Consider the following 14,201-nt stretch of genomic DNA (forward strand, 5'->3'; position numbering starts at 1 on the left):
ATTACATCGTAGGCTTCGGTTGACCTAGGGTAAACGTGGATTTCGATGAAAGATCGTTGTCCCTGGAGTAATAATCGCGGGAGAAATACGCTCCGTCCCCATTCGGTATTGCCGGATTTGCAAGGGCACGGCGGGGCGGGCGGGTGTCGCGCACGGGCGGGCGCCCGGCGGTAAAGGGGCCGGAGGAGACGACGCGTTCGGGCCGCGGTGCGGCCGGATCAGACGTCGTCGTCGATTTCCTTGCGTTCGCGGCGTTCCTCGTTGCCGCGGCGCGCGCGCAGGCGCTGGCGCGACAGCACGGCGATCACCTGCTGGGTCGGCGCGCCGGACGGCAGCTCGTTGCGGATGCGATCGGGCACCATCGGCAGGCCCGCCCGCTGCCGGCGCAGCGCCTTGGCGATTGCCCGGCGGCATTCGTCCCCGTGGCAATCCCATTCATCGCGGATTCTCTGGCAATAACGGCATTGTTCCATCCGGACAGTCTAACGCGTCTTGGGAAACGGCGAGACGCGCGGGCCGAACGCGATCACGCGCCGGGCGCGGCACCGGCGAGCGCTTTCGCATGCGCCTGGAAGCGGCGGTGTTCTTCTGGCGGAACGAGCGAGCCGCCCGTCGCCCAGATCACGTGCGTCGCCGCGCGTGTGTCGATCGCGTGGCGGCGCAGGTAGTCGCGGCCGACGGAAGACTGCGTCAGCCAGCCGGGCCCGCCGACGGCAGCGGCGGCCGACGGCTCCAGTTCCACGCCGGTGGCGCGCAGAACCGCGAGCAACTGCGCGTAAAGCTGCTCATCGCTGACGGTGAAGACGCCCGACAGCAGCGACGCCATCAGCGGGCTGACCAGGTGCGAGGCTTGCGCGACGGCCAGGCCATCGGCCTCGGTCCGGTTGTCGAGCCCCACGTCGTAGACGGATACCGGCTGGCGGGGGCCGGCGGCAAGCTGGACCAGCATGCATGGCGACGCGACCGGCTCGGCAAAAAAGCAATGCACGCGCTCGCCGAACAGCGCCTTGAGGCCGTACGTGATGCCGCCCGGTGCGCCGCCGACACCGCACGGGATATGGACGAAGAGCGGATGTGCGGCGTCCACGCTGCGGCCGGCCCCGGCGAGCTGCGCGGCGAGATGCCGGGCGCTGGCGGCGTAACCCAGGAACAGCATCAGCGAGCCTTCGTCGTCGACGAAATGGCAGCGCGGTTGATGGCGCGCCTGCGATCGTCCGGCCGCGACGGCCTGCGCATAATCGCCGTCGTGCTCGACCACGCGAACGCCGCGTTTTCTCAGGCGCGCCTTCTTCCAGGGCTTCGCGTCGGTCGACATGTGAACGACCGACTCGAACCCCAGCGCGGCGGCCATCACGCCGATGCTCAGGCCGAGGTTGCCGGTGCTGCCCACGATGACGGTGTGCGTGGCGAACAGCGCGCGTGCGGCGGTCGACGCCAGGATCCGCCGGTCGCCCGCAGGCTCGAGCAGCCCGTGTTCGATCGCGATCGACTCAGCGAGCGCGAGCACTTCATGAAAGCCGCCGCGCGCCTTGATCGAACCGGCAACCGGCAAGGCGTCGTCGCGCTTGATGAACCACGCGCCGTGCGCGTCGGCCGGGTGCGACAACGCGCGCTGCAAGTTGTCCGCGGGCATCAGCGGCGACTCGATTTTTCCCGCACTTGCCGCAAGCTCCGGAAAGAGCTCGGCCATCAGCGGTTCGCATCGCGCCAGCCGGGCTTCCGCCGTCGCAATGGCGTCGAACGATGGCGCGTCCTGCGGCAGCAGGCTGCCGGTTTCGGGGTTCAGCCACAGCAACGGATGGCGGGATTGCAGTCTGGCTAATAGGTCGGCGGGTTGGAGCGTAGCGGTCATGGATCGGCCTTGTGTTCGTCAAGCAGGATGCTGGACGGCAATGCTACGATTCCCGCAGACTGCGCAAAAGCGCCGATTTCTAATGAATGTATTAGCCTGACTTATGTCTATGCGACTTGATGGTTCGATCCTCGGTGCGTTGCTCTGCTTTGAAACCGCCGGCCGGTTGCTGAGCTTCACGAAGACGGCGCAGGCGTTCAACCTGACGCAAAGCGCTGTGAGCCAGCAGATCCGGCATCTGGAAGACCGGCTCGGTTATCCGCTGTTCGTGCGTCAGGCGCGCGGGCTGAAGCTGACCGAGAAGGGCGGGATTCTGCTCGGGACGATGTCGAGCGCGTTCTTCGACATCCATCGCACGCTGCAAGCGCTCGACATGTCGGATGCGCCGCTGCAGGTGAGTTGTCTGCCGTCGTTTGCATTGCAATGGCTGATGCCGCGGCTGACCGAATTTCACCGGCAACAGCCGAACGTGTCGGTTCGCCTGAAAGCCGAGTTTCAGGTGCTGGACCGGCAGGCCATGGAATCCGACGACATCGACGTGGCGGTGCGCTACGACCCGGTGCAATACAGCCGGTTGCATGCCGACGTGATCCTCGACGAAACGCTGTTTCCGGTCGCCACGCCGGCGTATCTGGCGCAGCATCCGTCCTTTGCCGAAGGGAAGTCGCTCGACGGCGTCGTCTTGCTGCACGACGCCGCGCCGTGGGTCGGCGCGCCCGAGTTCGTGGAGTGGCACACGTGGCTGGAGGCAGTCCATCCGGCGTGGATCGCGCAGTTGGGCGGGCCTCAGTTCAATTTCTCCAGCCTTGCGATCACGGCCGCGCTGAACCATCAGGGTGTCGCGATGGCGCGCGCGGCGCTGGTGCATGACGAGATTGCGAGCGGACGGCTTGTCGATGTATTCGGTGCGCACGTGCGTGCGCCGGCGCGCTATGTGCTGCTTTCCCGCAACCCTGACGATCCGCGTACGGTGGCGTTTTCGGACTGGCTCAAGGCCGAGTGCGCGCGCTTCGACGAAGCGCGGCCGCGCCTGCTTCCGAGCGGGAGCGGGCAGGCGTGACGTGTGTGGCGGGATTCGACGCGAATGGTTTGCGCATCGACAGGTGTCGCACGCGTTAGCGGAGCGACCAGATTCCCCAGATGGCGATCAGCAGGCCAAGGCCGAATCCGCAGCCCAGCAACACATAGGTTTCCATTTCGTGCCTCTGAAAACGTGGCGGCGCCGATGTTGGCATCAGCGCGCGAGTAGCAAAGTCGGCAACGTATCGTCCGCATCGTTTCACGATGTCCGGTGCCGTCGGGTGCGGCGATACGTCGGGTCCGCGAATACTACGCCGTGCAGCTTTCAGAACGCATGCGTGATCGAGGGCGGTGCGGCATGCCGTTACTTCGTGACGACGTGCCCGTTGCCCGTCTGCGTCACCTGCGATCCGCCGTGCCGGAATACGCCCGATTTCCAGATCATCTGCGATGCCGCGGCGAGCACGAACAGCAGGACGACCATCCTGAAGATCCTGGGCGACATCTTGTCTCGCAGCGGGCGCACGAGCCACATGCCGGCGATGGCCGGCAGGCTGGCCGCCGCCGAGATCGCGAGGTCGGCGCCGCTGGCGTGCGCGGCGCCGCTGAACGTCGTGATCAGCGTGACGATCGATACCACGAGGATGATCGCGATCTGCTTCGTGAACACGCGCCCGGTCGCGCCGGACGAAATCAGGTAGGTGGCCAGCAGCGGGCCCGGCACCGACGCGATGCTTTCCATCAGCGCCGCGCCGAATCCGAGCACGAAACCGACCGGCTTCTGCCACGCGTCCGGCAGGTTGAGCTTCGGCGCGGCGAGCATCAGCGTCGCGGCGAAGATCAGCAGCGCGCCGGATGCGGCCTGGGCGTGCCCCGGATTGAGCGACAGGAGAATGGCGACGCCGACGACATTCCCGATCACGGTGCCCACGATCGGTGCGGCGATCTTCCGCGCCGTCGCCAGCACCTGGCCGCCTTCCAGCGCCTGCGGGATGTTGCCGAGGATGATCGGCATCGACAGCAGCAGCACTGCATGCCGGATCGGCAGGAACTGGCTGAGTATCGGCATCGCGATCAGCGGCACGCCGATGCCCGTGATCCCCTTGGCCATGCCGCCCAGCAGCAGCGCGACGGCGATGCCGGCCAGATCGAGCGGGGTGAGCGCCTGCAGGCTGGAGACCAGCACACCGTCAGTGAGATTGAAATGCATCATGGCGTGGCATGTCGCGGGATATCCGGCAGCGAGCGCTGCCGATGGAGTCCGTTGCGGTCGCGTGCGTTTTGCATGTATTCGTTCTGGATGGGCCTGAACCGGTCATTCGATCGCATCGCAGCGTTTCAGACGGCCAGGTGCGCCTGCAATCGACGCGGCGATTCGACGACGCATCTTACCTGAGCGTCGCGGCGGACATCTGCCTTGGCCGCCGCGCAGCGCGAGAGCCGGCTGCGGCGACGCTCGCCGGTCCGCCGTGCCGGTTCGATATCCTTCATGACAGCTGGCCGTATCATGTACGACGTACATACCCCGGATCAAGGAGACCCGATGACGCTTGCCCAGTTGCAGGCTCTGGCTGCCGTAGTCGAACTCGGTTCGCTCACGGCCGCGGCCGACCGGCTCAGCCGCAGTCAATCCGCGATCAGTCACGCGTTGACCGAACTGGAGGACATCACGCAGGTCAAGCTGCTCTGGCGCGACCGTCAGCCGGTCGTGCTGACGGCGGCGGGCGAACGCCTGTGGCCGTACGTCCAGAACGTGGTTCGGGAGGCGCAGATGCTGCGCCAGCAGTTCAGCCTGTCGCGCGGCAAGCTCGAAGGGAAGCTGGTGGTCGCGTCGCTGCCGAGCGTATCGCTGGCGTTCGTCGTGCCCGCGCTCGAGGCGTTGAAGGAGATGCACCAGGGCGTGTCGGCGGTGCTGCTCGAAGGCACGGACAGCGAAGTCGAGGGGTGGATCGACGACGGTACCGCCGACGTCGGCGTGGTGGCCGGCACGAAGACGTTCGCGAACAATCTGCCACTGCTCGACGAGGATTTCGTCGCGGTGGCGGCGGACGGCATGTTCGCCGGCCGCAAGCGCGTGTCGGCCAGGCAGTTGTCCGCGGCGCCGTTCATTTTCTCGAAGGCGGGGTGCGGGCCGGTGATCGCCGATTATTTCGCGCGTGGCGGCGCGCCGCTGCGGGCCGCGTTCAACGTGGTCGAGATGCGCACCATTCTTTCGATGGCGGAGGCCGGCATGGGCGTGTCGATCGTTCCGCGCATCACGCTTACGTACACGCCGTTCGGCGGCCGCGTGCTGGAACTGTCACCGAGGCTGCATCGTTCCGTGCGGCTGTCGTGGATTGCGGCCGGCAACGCGATCACCGATGAGTTCGTGAGGCTCGTCGACGCACAACGCGTAAAGGCAGCGAAGGCGCTTCAGACCCGCGCGAAAAAAGGCCAGTAACGTGCGGCCGGCGCGATGAAAAGCGTTCATGGGCGGCTTGCAGCTTATTCATGATGTTGGTGGACGAGATGCAATACATTGTTCGAACCTCGTCACCCTGACTGCGCTGCCCCAAAGGAGATTGCCGTGCCGGCGTTGCCCACCTTGTTTGCTTTCGGACTCGTGTCGCTCGGCATGGTGCTGACGCCCGGACCGAACATGATCTACCTGGTTTCGCGCTCGATCTGCCAGGGCCGACGTGCCGGGCTGGTGTCGCTCGGCGGGGTCGCGCTGGGGTTCGTTTTCTATATGTTCTGCGCGGCGCTGGGCATCACCGCGCTGGTGCTGACCGTGCCGTATGCGTACGACGCGTTGCGTTTTTGCGGCGCGCTGTACCTGTTGTACCTCGCGTGGCAGGCGCTGAAGCCGGGCGGTCGTTCCGCGTTCCAGGTCCGGCAGTTGCCGCATGACAGCCGCGTCAGGCTCTTCACGATGGGTTTCGTCACGAACCTCGCGAATCCGAAGATCGCGGTGATGTATCTGTCGCTGCTGCCGCAGTTCATTTCACCGGGGCACGGCAGCGTGCTCGCACAATCGCTGGCGCTCGGCTGCGTGCAGATCGCGGTGAGCATCAGCGTCAACGCGCTGATCGCGTGCATGGCCGGGTCCATCGCGGGTTTTCTCGCGGGGCGGCCGGTCTGGGCGTCGGTGCAGCGCTGGTTGATGGGCACCGTGCTGGCCGGATTGGCGGTGCGTATCGCGCTGGAGTCGCGAAGCTGACGATGACGGGAGGAACGGCACGGGCATCGCGTCGATGCTTGCCGCCGCGCAACAGGTTTGGCGGACTCCCGCTACGCGGCGGAACGGGCGTTGCGCTCGTTATACGCGTCGCTTGGGATTCCATGCCTTATGGACGAACTCGAGACGGTTACCGTCGAAGTCCGCGACGTTGGCGGCGTAGTAGCCGGGCGCGAAGTAGGTGCGATCGGCCGGTTTTCCCTCGTCGGTGCCGCCGGCTTTGATGGCAGCCGCATAGGCGGCGTCGACCAGTTCGTTGCTGTCGCAGACGATCCCGAGGTACAGCCCGGTCTCGCCGGGATTGCGTCGACGCAGCCAGATGCTCGATCCGACCGCCGTTCCGTTGCCGTACATGTCGTCGCCGATGCCGTAAAGATCGGGGACGCCCGCGGGGCCCGACGACGAGTCGTAGTTGCCGAACAGGCGCCAGCCGAGCGGCTTCAACGCTTCAGCGTAGAAAGCCAGTGACTTGTCGATGTCGGTGACGGAGAGGTAGACGTGGTCGATCATGGGGTGGCCTTCGACGTGGGGGATGAGTAGCGTTTGTTCATACCGATATTTGACGCAGTAAACCAGCGGATGCGCTGCATGAATCCGAATCCACCGCGTTTGCTCGTCCAACCGGAAACCGGACAAGTCGCGACGCCAATCTAGCATCCCGACGCGACGCTGGCGAGCGCGCCACGAGCGACTTTGTCACCCGTGGCAGTTGCCCTCGGCATCCTTCCCGACCGGGACGGGCGCTGTTTTTTCACTGCGTCGGCTGCGTGTCGAGAGCCAGCAGAGGATCGACCCGCCGCACACCATCAACGCGCCTTGCCAGAATCCGATCGACAGCGGCGCATGCAGCAGCGTCGCGGCGAGTGCGGCGGCGAGCACCGGCGTCAGGTACGACGCGCCGACGATGATCGTCACGTTGCCGTGCATGATGCCGGTGTTCCATGCCGCGTAGCCGAATCCCAGCGCCGATGCCGCCAGCACGACATACACGACCGCGTGAAGGCTGAACGTCATGCCGCCGCCGCCTTCGATCGCGAATTTGATCCAGAGCATCGCGGCGACCGCCATGAAGAACGGCGTGACGCCGTTCTTGCCGTCGGCAATGCGCGCCGTCACCGTGCAATAGCCGGCCCAGATCAGCGCACCGAAGAACGCGAGGCCGTAGCTCAGCGGATTGTCCGCGACGTTGTTCAGCATGCCGGCCGGATCGAGACCCTGGTCGCCGCCGAGCACCCGGAAGATGCCGAGCATCGACAGCAGCACACCGGGCACGACCAGCAGGTTGGCGCGCTGCTTGTTGAACAGGATGGCTGCGACCAGCGTGAAGCTCGGCCACAGATAGTTGACCATCGCGACTTCGATCGCTTGCCGGCCGTTGCTCGCATACCCGATCGACAGCGCCAGGCACAGCTCGTATGAAACGAACAGCAGCCCGCCCCAGAGCAGGTATTTTTTCGGGAATCGGCTCAGGTCGGGAAAGCCGATCGTGAACAGCAGAAGTACCGACGCCACCGTGTAGATCATCGCAGCGCCGCCGGTCGCACCGAGACTTTCGCTCACCCCGCGAACGAGGGCGACCACCGAGGCCCACAACAACACCGCGCCGAGCCCGACGAGCGTTGCCTTATTCCTGCGTTTCATGCTTCCTGCTTGTTTCGACATTCAAATTCGGGATTGGATGATTCGGTTCCGCTCGCGTGTGCAGCGATCGCGGACGGCAATTCAACGTGGCTGTTGTGCCCGGAGATGCGTAGTTTAAAGGGGGCGAGCCGAGAGGGACGAATGGCGGGCGTTGATGGAGAGACGACGCCGCGCGTGCGGCTGCTTCAGGCGAGTCGGTGAAACGGGGCAGCCGGTCATGCGTCGTCGATGCGCCATGCCGCGCCGATTGCCGACAACGCGCGTCCGATCGAGTCGAGCATCGCGTTCCGTGTCGGGCCGAGCGTCGTGACCAGGAAGAAACCGTCTTCGTCGGCCGACAGGCCGATCAGCGGCCAGCCGCCGGTGTCGTCACGAAGTTCAAGTTGGCGTCGGTCGGGATCGATGTCGATATCGCCGTGCGCTTGCCGCAACGCACGCGCGATGGCATCGAATGCGTCGGCCGACGGAAGGGTGTGGATGCGGTATTCGAAACTCATCTGCATGGGCCGGTGTGCGAGGCGGGCAGTCTAACCTGCCCGACGGCATCTCTATCCGTCGATGCCGATGCAACCGGCGCCCGCCGCAGCGGGCGCCTGCCCGATCAGCGCTCGTGACGCTTCTTGCTCAGCTCGATCGTTTCGAACAGCTCGTAATCCGCGGTCGGGTGCTGGTCGGCGCCCGGCGCATGGTAGTAGCGCATCGTGATCGTCGTGTGCCCGCCCGGTTTGCCCGGGTCGTGGTCGAACACGGCGATCCCGTACCCGGTGCCCGTATCGCGGCGCGCGGACCAGATCGCATCCTCGAGCGCATCGGCCGGCTGGCGCACGAACGTGTTCGGCGCCGTGCCCGGCACCGGCCGGTTCGGCTTCGTGAACACCTTGGCCCGCGCAAAGCCGGTCGCCGGATTCTCGCCGTACACGTCGAGCGGCGCGCTGGTGCCGCCGCCGCCGAGGATCAGGTGGATCGTGCCGTGGCTCGTGTCGAACTTCGTGCGGTCCGGGTCGTTCGATCCGACCGGACGCGGCTGCAGCGTCTCGACCACTTCGCCGGTCGACGCGTCGACGCCCGCGCGGTGATTGCAGCCGCGCACCGGGTAGCTGCGCTCGTAGTCGTGATCGTGGCCGCACAGCACGAGGTCGACGCCGTAGCGGTCGAACAGCGGCAGCCAAGCCTCGCGGATGCCTTTGTCGGAACCGTTGCCCGTCTTCGACGAACTGAGCGCGTCCTGGTGCATCTGCACGACGATCCAGTCGATGTCGTCGTCATGCGCCGCATGACGCAGCGTGTGTTCGAGCCAGCGCGTCTGCTCGCCATTGCTGTAGCCGCGCACGTAGAACGACGTGCCCGGTTCGATCGGCGGGCGGCCCGTGCTCGCGGCCGGCACGAGCGGGGCGGGGCCGCCGACGAACGCGGCGGCATCCTGGTACACGACGTCGTCGGCGTCGAGCGACACGAACAGCACCGAGCTCACGCGGAAGCTGTACCAGCGGCCCGGGAAGCGCGTGCCGTTCTCCGGCAGCGTATAGCGCGCGAGATACGAGTCGAGCCCCTGCGGGCCGTTGTTGAATTCGATCTCGTGATTGCCCGGGCACGGCATCCACGGACGATTCGCGGCCGACGTCTGGTTGTTGTTGCCGAAGTCGCGCCACACCTCGGGCTGGTGCGCGGGGTTCAGGTTCGCGTAGCAGAGGTCGCCGTTCAGCAGGTGGAACAGCGGCTGGAACTGCTCGACGGCCTGCACCGCGAAGCGGCTTTGCGGCGACGACAGCACCCACGCGCCGTTCGGCGTCGCGAGATCGCCGTAGCTCGTGAAGCGGAACGGCGCGCGGCCGCGCGGCGCGGTCGAAAAATTCGCGGAGAACGGCTGCGCGGCGTTGCTGTCGTTGTCGGCCGTGATCTCGTAGCGGTAGTGCGTATTCGGCTTCAGCCCGTGCACGCGTGCGTGGTAGGCGAACACGGTCTCGCCGTTCAGGCCGTCCGTATACAGGCGCTGGACGCCGTGCACGGTGCGCGGCGGCTCGCCGTCGGCGACGATGCGCGCGCGCGGATTGACGGCCGGCGCGAGCGATGCCCACGAGATCACGACCTCGGACGTGGGGTCGTTGCCCCACGTCAGGTGGACCTGTTCGGGCGTGCCGTCCGGATTCGACGCGGCGGCCCTGGCGGCCGCGAGGCCGCCCGCGGCGGTGGCGAGGCCGGATACGCCGGCGAGTTTCAGGAAGCCGCGACGTGACACGGACGCGGCCGGCTCGTTCGGCTGGGCGGGGAGATTGTCCTGGTTCGACATGGTCGTAATTTTCGTTGATGAGGACGCGAGATGTGGAACCGCCAGATCGTGCGAAAGCGCGAGCACGGCCGGGGCGTGGGCCGGAAGCGAGCGGGATCCCGGTGTCACGCATTGTCGAAGGGCAGTTTTGCCGGGTTGTGACAGCACGGCAACCCGGCGTGAGCGGCTGGGCCTGAACGCGCCGACAAGTCGCGGCTTCCAGCCCGCTCCGACGCGCATTCGCTCCGGCCGAAATTTTTTGCCGATACCGCGACGGATTTTTTTCGCCCGTGCCGTTTAACGCATGAACGGCCGCTTCCGGCCGATGCCCGTTACTTCGGAGTCTTTCATGAAACTTTCTGTTCCATTGCGGTTTGCCGCAGCATGCGTGGCCGCGCTGGCGGCGTCCGCGACATTCGCGCAGGCCGTCATCGTCGCGCCTTACGCGCCGCCGGCGCCGCGTGTCGAAGTGATGCCGGCGCCGCGCGCGGGCTACGTGTGGGACCAGGGCCACTGGCACTGGCAGCAGGGCCGCTACGTGTGGATTCCGGGGCACTGGCAAGTGGTGCGCGTCGGTTACCACTGGGTGCCCGGGCACTGGGCCGCGCGCGGCCCGGCCTGGCGCTGGGTGCCGGGCCACTGGGCCTGACGTGTACGCCGTCGCGCGGCACGCGGTGCCGGCGCGGCGGATCCTTCACGCAACGTCATGAGTCGATGCCATGCCTTTTCGAACCATCGTGATACTGGCGGCGGTAGCCATCGTGCTGGCCGGCTGCGTCGTGGTGCCGGCGCGTCCGGCGTATTACCGGCCCGCGCCGGTCGTCGTATATTGAGCACGCCCGCCGCCGGTCACGCGGCCGGCCGACAGGATCGAGATGCCGCTCGAACCGGATGTCGATGAAACGGACATGGCCGACGCCGTGTGCGAGGCCGGGCGCGAAACGCGCGGCGTCGCCGAACAGTCGGCGTGGCGCCGTCCGGTGATGGCCCGACGCATGCAAGGAGAGCACGACGATGAGCTTCAGCCGGGCGGCGGGCACACCTGCCGGCACGTGGCGGCGCACGCGCGCCGCGCTGCGGAGCAGGCTGCGTTGAGCGATCGCGGCGACCGCGATCCGGACGCGGAACTCGTCGCGCGCGTCGGCGCGCGCGATTCGTCGGCGGTGCGCGTGCTCGTCGCGCGCAAGCTGCCGCGGCTGCTCGCATTGGCGACGCGCATGCTCGGCGACCGGAACGAAGCCGAGGACGTCGCGCAGGAGACGTTCTTGCGAATCTGGAACCAGGCGCCGCGCTGGCGCGAAGGCGAGGCGCGCTTCGATACGTGGCTGCATCGTGTCGTGCTGAACCTGTGCTACGACCGGTTGCGCGGCCGGCGCGAGGAGCCCGTCGATACGATGCCCGACGTGCCGGACCCGCAACCGGAGCCGGCAGCGTATGCGGAACTGCGTTCGCGCGATGCGCGCGTGCGGCAGGCGCTCGCCGCGTTGCCGTCCCGGCAGCGGGAAGCACTCGTGCTCCAGTACTATCAGGAAATGTCGAATGTGGAAGCGGCCAACCTGATGGGCATCACCGTCGATGCGCTGGAAAGCCTGCTCGCGCGCGCGAGGCGCAACCTGCGCGCGCAGTTGGCCGGCGACACACCTAGCGAGGACAAGCGATGACACCCGAACGATTTCGTACCATCGTCGCCGCATACGGCTCGGACGCGCGGCGCTGGCCGAGCGGCGAGCGCGCGGCCGCCGAGGCGTGGGCGCACGCGAACCCGCGCGAAGCACTGCTGGCACTGGACGATGCCGCCGACCTCGATGCATGGCTGTCGAACGACCTGATCGCACCGCCCACGCCGGCGCTCGTCGAGCGCATCGTCGCGTCGGCGCCCGCGCCGCAACGCGCACGTCGGCGCGGCGCCGTGTGGTGGTCGGGTGCCGCGTTCGCGGGCGTCGGCCTGGCCGGCGCATTGGCGGGCGCGGTGGCCGTGTCGATGCTGATGCTCGGCAGCGTGCCGTCGTCGCTGCATGAACCGGGCTATCTGACGACGACCTTCGGCGGCCCGAGCGTCGACTGGAGCGAGGAATGAGTGAACGCAGCTGGAAATTCATCCTCGTCGGCTCGGTCGTGCTGAACGTGTTCATGCTCGGCGCGATCGGCGGTGGCGCGTATCAGTGGTTTTCGACGCATGGCAACCTGCATGCGGCGGGTGCGCCCGCGCAACGGACCGCATTGCGTTTCGCGGCGGACGAGTTGCCCGATGCGCGACAGCGCGAGTTTGCCGATGCGCTGAAGGCCGCGCGCAAGAGCGGCCGCGATTTCGCACGGGAAGGGCGCGACGGCCGGATCACCGTGCTGGACTTGCTCGCCGCGCCGCAACTCGATCGCGCGGCGATCGACGCCGCGCTCGACCGTACGCGCGCGGCCGATACCGCGCTGCGTGCGCAGGTCGAGCGCAGCGTCGTCGATTTCGCGGCGACGCTGACGCCCGAGGAGCGCGCGAAGTTCGTCGACGGGTTGCAGCGCAGCGGCAACTGGCGTTTGCCGCCGAAGTTGCAGAAGAAACCGGACGCGCCGGCGAGCCAGTAAGCGTTGGGCGGAGCGACACGCGGCATGCGTGTCGCTCGCACTTGCCATCGGCCACGTGCAATGCGTGCGCCGAACGCAGTGCGTCGCGCATGGCGTGGCGATGACGTACCCCGCGCTGCTATGCACTATCTCCCTCGCGCCTCTCTGATACCCCAAAAATATTTGCCATCCCCGCGACGGATTTCCCGGCGCCCCCGCGTTAAACGTGGGTACGCACCGCAAGAGAGCCCGTCATGGACCACCCGAACGACATCACGCCGGCCGCCATCGCGCTGAACCGCTTCGGTCTCGGCGCGCGGGCCGACGAAGCACCGCCTGCCGACCCGAAGGCGGCGCTGGTCGCGCAATTCGACCGTTACGACGCGCGGCCTGCCGCGTGGGCCGGCGAGCCCGACGCAGTGGCGCTCGCGACGCGCTTCGCGAACGCGCGCAACACGATGACGGGCGACGACGCGGCCGCGAAACACGCGACCGCGCAATCGATCCGCCGCGACGGCTACGACGCGTATCGCAGCGCCGTCGCCGCGCGACTGAACAGCGCGCTGAACGCGCCTGCGCCGTTCGTCGAGCATCTCGTGCATTTCTGGGCGAACCATTTCGCGGTATCGGTCGACAAGGGGCAGGTCGCCGCGTACGCGGGCGCGTTCGAACGCGACGCGATCCGCCCGCACGTGCTCGGCCGCTTCGAGGACATGCTCGTCGCCGTCGAACAGCATCCCGCGATGCAGATCTTCCTCGACCAGGCGCGCTCGGTCGGCCCCGACAGCCCGGCCGCGATGCGCGCGCAAGCACGCAATCCGTCCGCGAAACGCGGGCTCAACGAGAACCTCGCGCGCGAAATCATGGAGCTGCACACGCTCGGCGTGCGCACGGGCTACACGCAAGCCGACGTGACGGAATTCGCGCGCGCGCTGACCGGCTGGAGCATCGCCGGCGGGAATGGGCCGCAGCCGGGCGATGCCGCGCCCGGCGCGTTCGTGTTCCGCCCGAAGCTGCACGAGCCGGGCACGCGCACGGTGATGGGGCGCACCTACGACCAGCCGGGAGAAGCGCAGGCGCGCGCGATCCTGCACGACCTCGCGCATTCGCAGGCAACGGGCCGGCACATCGCATTCCAGCTGGCCCGTCATTTCGTCGCCGACAATCCGCCGCCCGCGCTGACCGACCGGCTCGCCCGCGCGTTCGATGCGAGCGGCGGCGACCTGCCGACCGTCTATCGCGCGCTCGTCGATGCGCCGGAAGCATGGGCGCCGGTCAACCGCAAGTTCAAGACGCCGTGGGAGTGGGCCGTGTCGTCGCTGCGCGGGCTCGGCTGGCGCGACACCGGCGAACTGAAAGCCGCGCCGTTGCTCACGCAGCTCGGCCAGCCGGTGTGGCGGCCGGGTTCGCCGGCCGGCTACGACGACGTCGCCGCGAGCTGGGCCGCACCCGATGCGCTCGTGCGGCGCGTCGAGATCGCGCAGCGCCTGGCGGCACGTACCGGCGACCGGCTCGATCCGCGCACGCTGGGCAACACGCTGCTGGCCGGTTCGATGAGCGCGCCGACCGCGACCGCGTTGTCGCGCGCCGAAAGCGCCACCACGTCGCTCGCGCTGCTGCTCGTATCGCCCGATTTTCAACGGAGATGA

16 protein-coding genes are annotated in these 14,201 nt (G+C 67.4%); 8 read left to right on the forward strand and 8 right to left on the reverse strand.

The window, feature by feature from the left end; translation table 11 throughout:
* Window positions 1–218 precede the first annotated feature (218 nt).
* Window positions 219–473, reverse strand: a complete 255-nt coding sequence (locus H3H55_RS23285) for a hypothetical protein (RefSeq protein ID WP_027791787.1) — start codon at window positions 471–473, stop codon at window positions 219–221.
* A gap of 53 nt (window positions 474–526) precedes the next feature.
* Entirely contained in the window at window positions 527–1,852 is a 1,326-nt protein-coding gene (locus tag H3H55_RS23290) for a D-serine ammonia-lyase (protein ID WP_193100387.1), read from the reverse strand.
* A 103-nt stretch (window positions 1,853–1,955) separates the two neighbouring features.
* Between H3H55_RS23290 and H3H55_RS23295 the strand changes: the two genes are divergently transcribed.
* On the forward strand, window positions 1,956–2,912 hold the full coding sequence (locus tag H3H55_RS23295) for a LysR substrate-binding domain-containing protein (RefSeq protein WP_193100388.1): 957 nt from the start codon (window positions 1,956–1,958) through the stop codon (window positions 2,910–2,912).
* Between the two features lie 324 nt (window positions 2,913–3,236).
* On the opposite strand, the gene H3H55_RS23300 is transcribed toward H3H55_RS23295, so the two are convergent.
* The gene (locus tag H3H55_RS23300) at window positions 3,237–4,085 is read right to left on the reverse strand and encodes a sulfite exporter TauE/SafE family protein (RefSeq protein ID WP_193100389.1); all 849 of its coding nucleotides are present in this window, start codon (window positions 4,083–4,085) and stop codon (window positions 3,237–3,239) included.
* 125 nt (window positions 4,086–4,210) lie between these two features.
* Window positions 4,211–4,363, reverse strand: a complete 153-nt coding sequence (locus tag H3H55_RS23305; protein ID WP_193100390.1) for a hypothetical protein — start codon at window positions 4,361–4,363, stop codon at window positions 4,211–4,213.
* A gap of 52 nt (window positions 4,364–4,415) precedes the next feature.
* Here H3H55_RS23305 and H3H55_RS23310 point away from each other — a divergent pair, with 52 nt between their 5' ends.
* Together H3H55_RS23310 and H3H55_RS23315 are read left to right on the forward strand one after the other, a co-directional pair.
* Complete coding sequence (locus H3H55_RS23310; RefSeq protein WP_193100391.1) at window positions 4,416–5,312, forward strand: LysR family transcriptional regulator; 897 nt, start codon at window positions 4,416–4,418, stop codon at window positions 5,310–5,312.
* A gap of 126 nt (window positions 5,313–5,438) precedes the next feature.
* Window positions 5,439–6,071, forward strand: a complete 633-nt coding sequence (locus H3H55_RS23315; protein WP_193100392.1) for a LysE family translocator — start codon at window positions 5,439–5,441, stop codon at window positions 6,069–6,071.
* A gap of 99 nt (window positions 6,072–6,170) precedes the next feature.
* On the opposite strand, the gene H3H55_RS23320 is transcribed toward H3H55_RS23315, so the two are convergent.
* The 4 genes from H3H55_RS23320 to H3H55_RS23335 all read right to left on the reverse strand — a co-directional run bounded on the left by H3H55_RS23320 (window position 6,171) and on the right by H3H55_RS23335 (window position 10,017).
* Entirely contained in the window at window positions 6,171–6,599 is a 429-nt protein-coding gene (locus tag H3H55_RS23320) for a VOC family protein (protein ID WP_193100393.1), read from the reverse strand.
* Window positions 6,600–6,785: 186 nt separating this feature from the next.
* A complete protein-coding gene (gene yddG, locus H3H55_RS23325) occupies window positions 6,786–7,730 on the reverse strand; it encodes an aromatic amino acid DMT transporter YddG (RefSeq protein WP_193100394.1) in 945 nt (314 codons plus the stop codon).
* 215 nt (window positions 7,731–7,945) lie between these two features.
* Entirely contained in the window at window positions 7,946–8,233 is a 288-nt protein-coding gene (locus H3H55_RS23330; RefSeq protein ID WP_193100395.1) for a hypothetical protein, read from the reverse strand.
* 98 nt (window positions 8,234–8,331) lie between these two features.
* Window positions 8,332–10,017: a purple acid phosphatase family protein gene (locus tag H3H55_RS23335; RefSeq protein WP_193100396.1), complete on the reverse strand. Its 1,686-nt coding sequence runs from the start codon at window positions 10,015–10,017 to the stop codon at window positions 8,332–8,334.
* A gap of 328 nt (window positions 10,018–10,345) precedes the next feature.
* On the opposite strand from H3H55_RS23335, the gene H3H55_RS23340 reads away from it, so the two are divergent.
* The 5 genes from H3H55_RS23340 (at window position 10,346) to H3H55_RS23360 (ending at window position 14,201) form a co-directional block, all read left to right on the forward strand.
* Window positions 10,346–10,645 carry a YXWGXW repeat-containing protein gene (locus H3H55_RS23340; RefSeq protein WP_048251049.1) on the forward strand — a complete coding sequence of 100 codons (300 nt, stop codon included), beginning with the start codon at window positions 10,346–10,348 and terminating at the stop codon, window positions 10,643–10,645.
* A gap of 226 nt (window positions 10,646–10,871) precedes the next feature.
* Window positions 10,872–11,657, forward strand: a complete 786-nt coding sequence (locus tag H3H55_RS23345; RefSeq protein ID WP_193100397.1) for an RNA polymerase sigma factor — start codon at window positions 10,872–10,874, stop codon at window positions 11,655–11,657.
* A complete protein-coding gene (locus H3H55_RS23350) occupies window positions 11,654–12,073 on the forward strand; it encodes a hypothetical protein (protein WP_193100398.1) in 420 nt (139 codons plus the stop codon). Before H3H55_RS23345 ends, H3H55_RS23350 begins: the two co-directional genes overlap by 4 nt.
* Window positions 12,070–12,573, forward strand: coding sequence for a periplasmic heavy metal sensor (locus H3H55_RS23355; protein WP_193100399.1), 504 nt, complete (start codon window positions 12,070–12,072; stop codon window positions 12,571–12,573). The genes H3H55_RS23350 and H3H55_RS23355 overlap by 4 nt, the downstream gene beginning before the upstream one ends.
* Window positions 12,574–12,806: 233 nt before the next feature.
* The gene (locus H3H55_RS23360) at window positions 12,807–14,201 is read left to right on the forward strand and encodes a DUF1800 domain-containing protein (RefSeq protein WP_193100400.1); all 1,395 of its coding nucleotides are present in this window, start codon (window positions 12,807–12,809) and stop codon (window positions 14,199–14,201) included.

It is taken from the genome of Burkholderia sp. Z1 (genome assembly GCF_014893795.1).
GTDB lineage: Bacteria > Pseudomonadota > Gammaproteobacteria > Burkholderiales > Burkholderiaceae > Burkholderia > Burkholderia theae.

What these genes read in the sequence shown, in the direction of transcription:
- H3H55_RS23300 (WP_193100389.1), bottom strand. Translation starts at nt 4,085, where the DNA reads ATGATGCATTTCAATCTCACTGACGGTGTGCTGGTCTCCAGCCTGCAG.
- H3H55_RS23350 (WP_193100398.1), top strand. Translation starts at nt 11,654, where the DNA reads ATGACACCCGAACGATTTCGTACCATCGTCGCCGCATACGGCTCGGAC.
- H3H55_RS23360 (WP_193100400.1), top strand. Translation starts at nt 12,807, where the DNA reads ATGGACCACCCGAACGACATCACGCCGGCCGCCATCGCGCTGAACCGC.
- H3H55_RS23285 (WP_027791787.1), bottom strand. Translation starts at nt 473, where the DNA reads ATGGAACAATGCCGTTATTGCCAGAGAATCCGCGATGAATGGGATTGC.
- H3H55_RS23320 (WP_193100393.1), bottom strand. Translation starts at nt 6,599, where the DNA reads ATGATCGACCACGTCTACCTCTCCGTCACCGACATCGACAAGTCACTG.
- H3H55_RS23345 (WP_193100397.1), top strand. Translation starts at nt 10,872, where the DNA reads ATGCCGCTCGAACCGGATGTCGATGAAACGGACATGGCCGACGCCGTG.
- H3H55_RS23295 (WP_193100388.1), top strand. Translation starts at nt 1,956, where the DNA reads ATGTCTATGCGACTTGATGGTTCGATCCTCGGTGCGTTGCTCTGCTTT.
- H3H55_RS23335 (WP_193100396.1), bottom strand. Translation starts at nt 10,017, where the DNA reads ATGTCGAACCAGGACAATCTCCCCGCCCAGCCGAACGAGCCGGCCGCG.
- H3H55_RS23305 (WP_193100390.1), bottom strand. Translation starts at nt 4,363, where the DNA reads ATGAAGGATATCGAACCGGCACGGCGGACCGGCGAGCGTCGCCGCAGC.
- H3H55_RS23330 (WP_193100395.1), bottom strand. Translation starts at nt 8,233, where the DNA reads ATGCAGATGAGTTTCGAATACCGCATCCACACCCTTCCGTCGGCCGAC.
- H3H55_RS23340 (WP_048251049.1), top strand. Translation starts at nt 10,346, where the DNA reads ATGAAACTTTCTGTTCCATTGCGGTTTGCCGCAGCATGCGTGGCCGCG.
- yddG (WP_193100394.1), bottom strand. Translation starts at nt 7,730, where the DNA reads ATGAAACGCAGGAATAAGGCAACGCTCGTCGGGCTCGGCGCGGTGTTG.
- H3H55_RS23355 (WP_193100399.1), top strand. Translation starts at nt 12,070, where the DNA reads ATGAGTGAACGCAGCTGGAAATTCATCCTCGTCGGCTCGGTCGTGCTG.
- H3H55_RS23290 (WP_193100387.1), bottom strand. Translation starts at nt 1,852, where the DNA reads ATGACCGCTACGCTCCAACCCGCCGACCTATTAGCCAGACTGCAATCC.
- H3H55_RS23310 (WP_193100391.1), top strand. Translation starts at nt 4,416, where the DNA reads ATGACGCTTGCCCAGTTGCAGGCTCTGGCTGCCGTAGTCGAACTCGGT.